Source organism: Actinoalloteichus spitiensis RMV-1378 (assembly GCF_000239155.1).
Lineage (GTDB): Bacteria > Actinomycetota > Actinomycetes > Mycobacteriales > Pseudonocardiaceae > Actinoalloteichus_B > Actinoalloteichus_B spitiensis.
This window is the reverse complement of record NZ_AGVX02000176.1, coordinates 1-8,632: the sequence shown is the minus strand read 5'-3', so window position 1 is coordinate 8,632 and position 8,632 is coordinate 1. Positions and strand designations below refer to the sequence as shown.

Below are 8,632 nucleotides of genomic sequence, written 5' to 3'. Positions count from 1 at the left end.
GGCGGGCGAACCCCAGCCGCCGTTGCAGGTCGACGAAGAGCCGCAGCACGCTGGCCTGCACCGACACGTCCAACGCGCTGGTGGGTTCGTCGGCGATCAGCAGTTTCGGCTCCAGCGCCAGTGCCCGCGCGATGCTGACCCGCTGCCGTTGCCCGCCGGACAGTTCGTGCGGGTACCGGCCGTGCATGTCGGCGCGCAGGGACACGCTCTCCAACAGCTCGGCGACCCGGTCCCGCAACCGCGCCCCCCGGCTCACCCGGTGCATCCGGAGCGGTTCCGCGATGGACTCGCCGATCGTCATCCGGGGGTTCAGCGAGGAGGCGGGGTCCTGGAACACGATGCTGAAGTCGCGGCGCAGCGGGCGCAGCCGCCGCGCCGACAGGGCAGTGATGTCGTGCCCTGCGACCCGCACGGTGCCCGAGGTCGGCCGCTGGAGGCCGGCGGCGCACCGGCCGACGGTCGACTTCCCCGACCCCGACTCCCCGACGAGTCCGACCACCTGGCCGGTACCCACGGTCAACGACACCTCCCGCACCGCCCGCACCTGCTGGTACTCGACGACCAGGTCCCGCAGTTCCAACGCCGGCGGGGCCTCCACCGCGCCCCCGGTGCCGGCCCGACCACCGGAACGAGGTGTGGTCACCGCCGGCGTCCCCACCGGTGCCGTCGCCCCGGGCTCGTCCTCGGTGCTCCCGGAGGTGGGAGGCGTTCCGCTCCCGGTCGGCTCCGGGGCGGACGGCGATGTCCGCTCCACGTCCGCCGCCCCCGGTCCGTCCGCCGCCGGTCGCCCGAGGTGGGGGACGGCGGCGAGGAGGGTCGCGGTGTACTCGTGGCGGGGGGAGGTGAGGACCTGGCGGACATCACCCCGCTCGACGACCTGCCCGCCGCGCATCACCACCACCCGGTCGGCGATGTCGGCGACGACGCCCATGTCGTGGGTGATCAGGACGATCGCGGTGCCCAACCGCCGGCAGAGGTCGCGCAGCAGGTCCAGGATCTCGGCCTGCACCGTGACGTCCAGGGCTGTGGTCGGTTCGTCGGCGACCAGCACCCTCGGGTCGCAGGCCACCGCCATCGCGATCATGACCCGTTGCCGCTGCCCGCCGGACATCTGGTGGGGGTAGGAGTCGAGACGGCGACCCGGCTCGGGGATACCGACGAGCTCCAGCAGTTCCCGAGCCCGTTCGCGCGCCGCCGCCCTGGACAGGCCGCGGTGCTTGCGGAGCACCTCCGCCAACTGCCACCCCACGGTGAACACCGGGTTCAGCGAGGTCATCGGCTCCTGGAAGATCATCGCGATCTCGTTGCCCCGGAGGTCCCGCAACCGGCGCTCGGACATCCCGACGAGTTCCTCACCGGCGAGGGTCGCCGAACCCGTGACGGTGGCGCCCGGGGGGAGCAGTCCCAACAGGGACATCGCGCTGACGCTCTTCCCGGAACCCGACTCCCCCACGACGGCGAGCACCTCACCCGGGCGCACGTCGAACGCGACACCGGTGGTGGCCTGGACGGGTCCGTCCTCGGTGCGGAACCCGACGGAGAGGTCGGTCAGCCGCAGCACCGGCTCCACCTCCGCCACCCCCTGGTGACCGCTTCCACTGGTTGTCCTGCTCATCGGCGGTGTCCCTTCGGGTCCAGTGCGTCACGCAGCCCGTCGCCGAGCAGGTTGAACGCCAGCGTGGCCGCGACGATCACCAGTCCGGGGAACAGGGCGAGCCAGGGTGCCTGCGCGAAGAACGGCTGGGCGCTGGAGAGCATCACACCCAGCGACGGTGTCGGCGGCTGCACGCCCAGCCCCAGGAACGACAGCACGGCCTCGCCGAGGATCGCCGCCGGAATGCCCACCGTCACCTGGATGAGCAGGGCGTTGACCGAGTTCGGCAGGATGTGCCGGAACAGGATCACGCCGTCGTGGGCTCCGCCGGCGACGGCGGCGTCGATGTAGTTCTCGTTGGCCAGCCGCAGCGTCTCCCCGCGCATCACCCGGATGATGTTGGGAACCTGGGAAACCCCGATCGCGATCGCCGCGTTCAGCAGCGAGGGCCCCAGGATCGCGGCCAGTCCGACCGCCAGCACCAGGAACGGGAACGCCAGCATGGTGTCGGTCAGCCGGGAGACGACCGGGTCGACGAATCGCCGGTAGTAGCCGGCGGCCAGGCCGAGCGGGACCGCGACGACGACGGCGAGCAGGACCGCGAGGACGCCGACGAACAGGGAGGACCGCAGGCCGAACAGGACGCGGGAGAGCTGGTCCCGACCGAACTCGTCGGTGCCCAACCACGCCGCCGCCGACGGCTGTTCCCGGAGGCGGTCGAAGTCGACGGCGGCCGGGTCGGCCGGTGCGAGCAGCGGCGCGAAGGCCGCGGCGAGCACCAGCAGGACCACCAGGACCAGGCCGACCATCCCGGCGGGGTTCCGGCGCAGCCTGCGCAGCGCCCTCCCGCGTTGGCCCCTGCCGGCTCCGGTACCGGAGGCCGGGGTCGTGGCGTTGACGTCGGTCGTCATCGTGCGCCTCCCTGCACCCGGATCCGCGGGTCGACCACCGAATACAGCAGGTCGACGACGAGGTTCACCAGGATGTATCCGACGGCGGTGACCATCACGGTCGCCTGGATCACCGGGAAGTCCCGGGTGAAGACGGACTCGACCATGAGCCGCCCGAAGCCGGGCAGCACGAAGATCTGCTCGGTCACCACGGTCCCCGAGATCAGCGCGCCGAGTTGCAGACCGAGGATCGTGAGCACGGTGATCAGGCTGTTCCGCAGCGCGTGGGCCACCACTCGGCGTGGGGTCATGCCCTTGGCCCGCGCCGTGCGGACGTAGTCCGAACCCAAGGCCTCGATCATCGACGACCTGGTCTGGCGGAGGATGATCGCGGCGAGACCGGTGCCGAGGACGATCGCGGGCATCACCATGCTGGCGAGGTTGCCGGCCGGGGACTCGAGGAACGGCACGTACCCGGAGGCCGGCAGCCACCCGAGTGCGACGGCGAAGACGAGGATCCCCATCAGGCCCAGCCAGAAGTTGGGCACGGACAGCCCGAGCAGCGCGACCCCGTTGGCGAGCCAGTCGGTGGGCCGGCCCTGTCGGACGGCGGCGGCCACCCCGGCGAGCACGCCGACGAGCGCGGCGACGAGCAGGCTGAGCGCGGCCAGTTCGAGGGTGGCCGGCAGCCGGGTGAGGATGGTCTCCGACACCGGCATGCCGGTGCGGATCGACTCACCGAAGTCCCACCGCAGCATCTGACCGACCCAGGTGAGGTACTGGATCGGCCAGGCCCGGTCGAAGCCGTACTGCTCGTTGATCGCGGCCACGGTCTCCGGCGAGGGGTCGTCGCCGGCGAGGAGCAGCGCCGGGTCACCCGGCATCGCCCGGACGCCGGCGAAGATCACCACGGAGACCAGGAACAGCGTGACCAGGGACTGGAGCAGCCGGTTCAGCAGGTAGCGTCCCATGTCAGCCCTCACCGTCCTCGGCGACGTACCCGGCCTCCCGGAAGCGCATCAACCCGTCCGGGTAGACGCGGACACCGGCGAGGTCGGTGGTGTGCGCGGCGTAGAGGCGTTCCCGGTACAGGTAGATGATGTTGTTGAAGTCGCGCAGTTTCGGTACGAGTTCGGAGTACAGGTCCCGACGGCGCTCGGGGTCGGTCTCCTCGGCGGCCTCGCGGATCAGCTCGTCGGTCTCCGGCGTGTAGTGGCCGCTGTAGTTGTTCGCGCCGCTGCGGACGTGGAAGGACCCGATGTTGCCGTCCGGGTCGGGTCGACCGGACCAGCCGGAGATGTAGGTCTGGAAGTTCCCGGACTGGGCCTCGGCGATGCTGGCGGCGAACTCGGTGGGGCGCAGGCGGACCTGGAAGCCCGCCTCGGCTGCCATCGCCTGGATGACCTGCCCCAGCCGCAGGGTGAGCGGCTCGTTGCTGATCATCAGTTCGACGGGGAGCGGGGTCTGGACCCCGGCCTCGGCGAGCAGTTCCCTGGCCCGTTCCGGATCGTGCTCCGGGCAGGCCTGGGTTTCCTCGGTGGCGAACTCGCTGGAGGGCGGGATCGGTCCGCAGGCGGGTTGGTGCAGCCCGCTGAAGACGACCTCGTTGATGGTGTCGCGGTCCAGGGACAGCGCCAGCGCCTCCCGGACCCGGGGGTCCTCGGCGAGCGGTCCCTCGACCTGCCCGGGTTCGGCGGTGTTGCCGTCGGTGTTCATCACGTTGACGCTCATGCCCATGTACTGGATGGAGGGCTGGTTGAGCAGGATGATGTCGTCCTCGTTGGACACGGCGGGCAGGTCGTCCGGGGAGACCTTCCACATCGCGTCGAGTTGGCCGGACCGCAGGTTCGCCAACCTGATGGTCGGATCGGGGATGGGCCGGTAGACGATGCGGTCGAGGTTGACCAGGTCGGCGTCGTAGTAGTGCTCGCTGCGTTCGACCACGATCCGGTCCTGCGCCACCCGTTCGACGACGTGGAACGGTCCGACGCAGACGGGGGCCTGCCCGAAGTCGTCCGCGAGTTCGTCGAGCGCCGTCGGGGACAGGATCATGCCGGCGCGGTCGGCGAGCATGGAGGTGAGGGGCGCGTAGGGGCGGTGGAGCCGCAGCCGGACGGTGTCGTCGTCGACGACCTCGACGGAGTGGACGCTCTCCAGCTCGGTGGCCCGGCGGGACGCGGGCAGTTCCCGGTGCCGGTCCAGGCTCCGCTTCACCGCGTGGGCGTCGAGCTCGGTGCCGTCGTTGAACAGCAGACCGCGCCGCAGCGGGATGGTGACCTCGAGCCCGTCGTCGGAGATCTCGGGGAGGTCGGCCGCCAGCTGCGGGACGATCTCCAGGTTCTCGCCGACATCGAAGAGCTTCTCGCACACGCTGGTGTAAACCTGGCGACCGACGAGGGTGCTGGACAGCGTGGGGTCGAGGATGTCGGGGTCGGCGTCGAGCGCCACCGAGATCTCCCCGCCCTTCCTGACGGGCAGGTCGACTCCGCTGCGTTCCTCGTTGACCACCGTCTGCGGCTCCACCAGCGGAGCGCAGCCGGCGAGCACGAGTCCGGCCGTGACGACGACCCCCAGGGTCCGCCATCGTCCGGGACGCCCGTTCGGGCTTGACCAGGGCACGCGCCCCTCACCTCACCTTCCGTTTCCTGTTGCCTGTTCTCCGCCGGTCAGCGCCCCACCGCGTAGCCCTGCATACCCCGGGGGTTGCCGCCGGCGAGCAGCACACCGGTCTCCGGGTCCCGCGCCACGGCGCACAGCCGGCCCTCGGACCAGGGACCGCCGACGGTCACGTCGTGGCCCCGGCGGCGGAGCTCGGCGATGGCCGCCTCACCGAGGCGGGATTCGACGGTGACGCTGCCGGGTCGCATCCCCCGGGGGTAGAAGGAGCTGGGGAAGCTGTCGGTGTGCCAGTTGGGTGCGTCGATGGCGCCCTGGAGGTCCAGGCCACCCCGCACCGGCCGTCGCAGCGCGACGGCGAGGAAGAAGTGCAGGCTCCACTGGTCCTGCTGGTCGCCACCGGGTGTGCCGAAGGCCATCACCGGCTCACCACCCCGCAGGGCGAGGGAGGGGGTGAGGGTGGTGCGGGGCCGCCGCCCGGGTGTCAACGAGTTCGGCAGTCCCGGTTCCAGCCACGCCATCTGGAGGCGGGTCCCGAGGGGGAACCCGAGGCTGGGGACGACCGGGTTGGACTGGAGCCAGCCGCCGCTGGGCGTGGCGGCGACCAGGTTGCCCCACCGGTCGACGACGTCGAGGTGGCAGGTGTCACCCCTGGTGACACCGGTGTCGGCGACGGTGGGTTCCCCCACGCCCGCTCCGGCGTCTCCGGCGGCGACGTCGGGCACCCCGGCGGCGACCTTGCGCACGTGCTCGCCGAGGACCGGCCGGCGGCCGCCCGGGCTGCCGGGTCGCAGTTCGAACGAGGCGGTCTCACCGACGAGGGCGCGACGTTCGGCGTTGTACCCGGGTGAGAGGAGCTCGGCCAGGGGCACCTCGGCGGCGTCGCCGTACCAGGCCTCGCGGTCGGCCATCGCGAGTTTGGTGCCTTCGACGAGGACGTGGTGGTAGTCCGGGCCGTCGTAGGTGAGGTCCTCGGGCAGCAGCGCGAGCTGTTGGAGGAAGGCGGGGCCCTGGCTCCAGGGTCCGGCCTTGCAGACGGTCCACCCGTTCCACTCGTGGCTGACGGGGTCCTCGTAGCCGACCTCGAAGGCGGCGAGGTCGGAGCCGGTCAGCACGCCGCTGTGCCGTTCTCCCGAGCTGTCCATGGTGGGGATGGCGGCCTGCTCGGCCAGTGCCTCGGCGATGAAGCCCTCCCGCCACACGCGGCGGGCCGCCTCGATCTGGGTTTCCCGTTCGGTGCCGGCCGCCTCCGCCTCGGCCACCAGCCGGCGCCAGGTCGCGGCGAGGGCGGGGTTGCGCAGCAGCTCGCCGGGACGGGGCGCCCGGCCGCCTCGCAGGTAGACCTCGGCGGAGGTGGTCCATTCGGTCTCGAAGAGCTCGCGGACCGTCTCGACGGTGGCGCCGACCCGGTCGACCGCCGGGTGGCCGTGCTCGGCGTAGCCGATCGCGTACTTCAACACGTCGGCGAGCCCTCGGGTGCCGTGGTCGCGCAGCAGCACCATCCAGGCGTCGAAGGCGGCGGGCACGGCGGCCGCCAGCGGTCCCGTTCCTGGTACCAGGTCGAGGCCGAGGGACGTGTAGTGCGCGATGGTCGCTCCCTGGGGAGCGGGGCCCTGGCCGGCGAGGACCCGCGGTCGCCCACCGGCGGGCGCGAGGATGATCGGCACCTCGCCCGCGGGGCCGTTGAGGTGTGGTTCGACGACGTGGAGCACGAAACCCGCCGCCACGGCGGCGTCGAAGGCGTTCCCACCGTCCTCGAGCACGGCCATCGCGGAGGCCGAGGCGAGCCAGTGGGTGGAGGACACCATGCCGTGCGTGCCCTGCAGCGTCGGTCTCGTCGTGAACACCTGGTCGGCTCCTTCGTGGTGCGGGGGTGGGGGGTGGCTGGTCCACCAGGGCGCGAATCCGTCCGGTCGTGGGCGGGGTCCGCGTCGTCGAGCATCGCCGGAACGCCCCCGCCAAGAACAGGGGTGGGTTCGGGCTCCGACGACGGTGCCGGTGCCCGTCGGGTCGCGACGGCGTCGGCGCCTCGCCCGGTCGGGCATGGTCGTGCCCTCGGGACGTCCTCGTCCGCCGCGTCGGTCGCCGTTCGCCTCCGGGTGGGCGGCGAACGCGCCGGCCGGTCGGCGTCGCGGGCCACTGGAACCGTGCGCGGGGTCTCCGATCACGTGTTCCCACATCCCGTAGCGGATTCGACACCGACTGGATTGGTACATTGGTAGGACCAGTTGGCGAGCGAGCGTACTCCACATCGGGGCGGTTCCGAAGAGCCAACAGCAGACGGATCACCGACCTGCCAGCGCTCTGTTACGGCGAGGTTGCGCCGCGCGGGAGGACGGTAGCGTCCGGGGCCACCGGTCAACCCTGGGGAGCGTGAGGATGGACTGGCACCGCCTGCGGCGACCGAGCCTGTCGAGGCCGGACACCCTGGCCATCGACATCGAACGGCTGATCCTGACCGGCAGTCTGCGACCGGGCGACCGGGTCCCGGCGGAGCGCGAGCTGGCCGCGGCCCTGGGTGTGTCCCGGGGTTCCGTCCGCGAGGCACTGCGGGACCTGGCCTCGCGGGGGCTGGTCGCCCGGCGTCCCGGCTCCGGCACCGTGGTCCTGGACCCGACCGCGAGCCGCTTCGGGGAGGTGTTGGCCTCGGGCCTGGACGCCGACCGGATCGAGCTGCTCCAGGTCATGGAGGTGCGGGCGTGCGTGGAGCCGCCGGTGGCGGCGCGGGCGGCGCTGCGGGCCACCCCGGCCAACGTCGCCCAGCTCGCGGGTCTGGTGGACGAGATGACCCGGGACCCCACGCCCGCGGGGTTCGCCGATCTCGACCGCACCTTCCACCGGGCGATCGCCCAGTACACGCACAACCCGCTGCTGGTGCGACTGCTGGACCGCGTCCACGAGATCACCGAGGCGAGCAGGGACGAGTCCCTCGTGTCGGCGGCGCGGCGCCGGTCCTCCATCGAGGAGCACCGGGAGATCCTGCGGGCGATCGAACGGCACGATCCGGAGGGCGCGAGCGCCGCCACCGCCGCCCACATCGACTCGGTGCTGCGCCGGATCACCGCCAACGCCGGGGATGCCGACCCGGTGCCGTCCGGCTCCTGACCGGCGAGGAGGTCGCACGGGGACGCGGGCGCCCTGCGCACCGCGCGGGTCCGACCGGTGACCGGTGTGGGTCACCGGCCCGTTCGTCGGGACGCGTCACCGCCGCTGCGGTGGGGCGGACGCTCCGCCGCCTCCCCGGAGGACCCCGGGCGAGCGGGTGACCGTCCGCCGGCGGAACGGCGGCCGGATGTGGGTGGTGGGCCGGTGAGCCGTGGCCGGGTGGTGGTCGGAGCGCCCGCACCGGTAGCGTTAGTTTCATTTGCCACTGAAGCGGCGAATTAGATTGATGGTTTCGGACCCCCTCCCCTGGGACGGCCCGCTCCAGCGCGTCCGGCCAGCGCGAACCGACCACCGCGTCCCGGCGCCCGGAACGCGCCGCGCGCGAGCCGCCCTGGGCGGGCAGCGGCGGCGGCGACGTCCTCGGTGG

General features: G+C 72.3%; 6 protein-coding genes. 1 reads left to right on the top strand and 5 read right to left on the bottom strand.

All coding sequences use genetic code 11. From position 1 onward, the window contains the following. The 5 genes from ACTIDRAF_RS0209215 to ACTIDRAF_RS0209195 all read right to left on the bottom strand — a co-directional run. Positions 1-1,615: dipeptide ABC transporter ATP-binding protein (locus ACTIDRAF_RS0209215; RefSeq protein ID WP_083886186.1), on the bottom strand; the 1,615-nt coding region annotated here is incomplete at its 3' end. Next, a complete protein-coding gene (locus ACTIDRAF_RS0209210; protein ID WP_016698446.1) occupies positions 1,612-2,505 on the bottom strand; it encodes an ABC transporter permease in 894 nt (297 codons plus the stop codon). The genes ACTIDRAF_RS0209210 and ACTIDRAF_RS0209215, both read right to left, overlap by 4 nt. Continuing rightward, complete coding sequence (locus ACTIDRAF_RS0209205) at positions 2,502-3,455, bottom strand: ABC transporter permease (RefSeq protein ID WP_016698444.1); 954 nt, start codon at positions 3,453-3,455, stop codon at positions 2,502-2,504. The genes ACTIDRAF_RS0209210 and ACTIDRAF_RS0209205 overlap by 4 nt, the downstream gene beginning before the upstream one ends. 1 nt (position 3,456) lies before the next feature. Continuing rightward, positions 3,457-5,103 (bottom strand): ABC transporter substrate-binding protein, encoded by a 1,647-nt coding sequence (locus ACTIDRAF_RS0209200; RefSeq protein ID WP_016698443.1) that lies wholly within the window; start codon positions 5,101-5,103, stop codon positions 3,457-3,459. Positions 5,104-5,150: 47 nt separating this feature from the next. Beyond that, the gene (locus ACTIDRAF_RS0209195; RefSeq protein ID WP_016698442.1) at positions 5,151-6,947 is read right to left on the bottom strand and encodes a gamma-glutamyltransferase family protein; all 1,797 of its coding nucleotides are present in this window, start codon (positions 6,945-6,947) and stop codon (positions 5,151-5,153) included. A 532-nt stretch (positions 6,948-7,479) separates the two neighbouring features. Between ACTIDRAF_RS0209195 and ACTIDRAF_RS0209190 the strand changes: the two genes are divergently transcribed. Then, positions 7,480-8,205: a FadR/GntR family transcriptional regulator gene (locus tag ACTIDRAF_RS0209190; protein ID WP_016698441.1), complete on the top strand. Its 726-nt coding sequence runs from the start codon at positions 7,480-7,482 to the stop codon at positions 8,203-8,205. Positions 8,206-8,632 lie beyond the last annotated feature (427 nt).

What these genes read in the sequence shown, in the direction of transcription:
- ACTIDRAF_RS0209190 (WP_016698441.1), top strand. Translation starts at nt 7,480, where the DNA reads ATGGACTGGCACCGCCTGCGGCGACCGAGCCTGTCGAGGCCGGACACC.
- ACTIDRAF_RS0209210 (WP_016698446.1), bottom strand. Translation starts at nt 2,505, where the DNA reads ATGACGACCGACGTCAACGCCACGACCCCGGCCTCCGGTACCGGAGCC.
- ACTIDRAF_RS0209205 (WP_016698444.1), bottom strand. Translation starts at nt 3,455, where the DNA reads ATGGGACGCTACCTGCTGAACCGGCTGCTCCAGTCCCTGGTCACGCTG.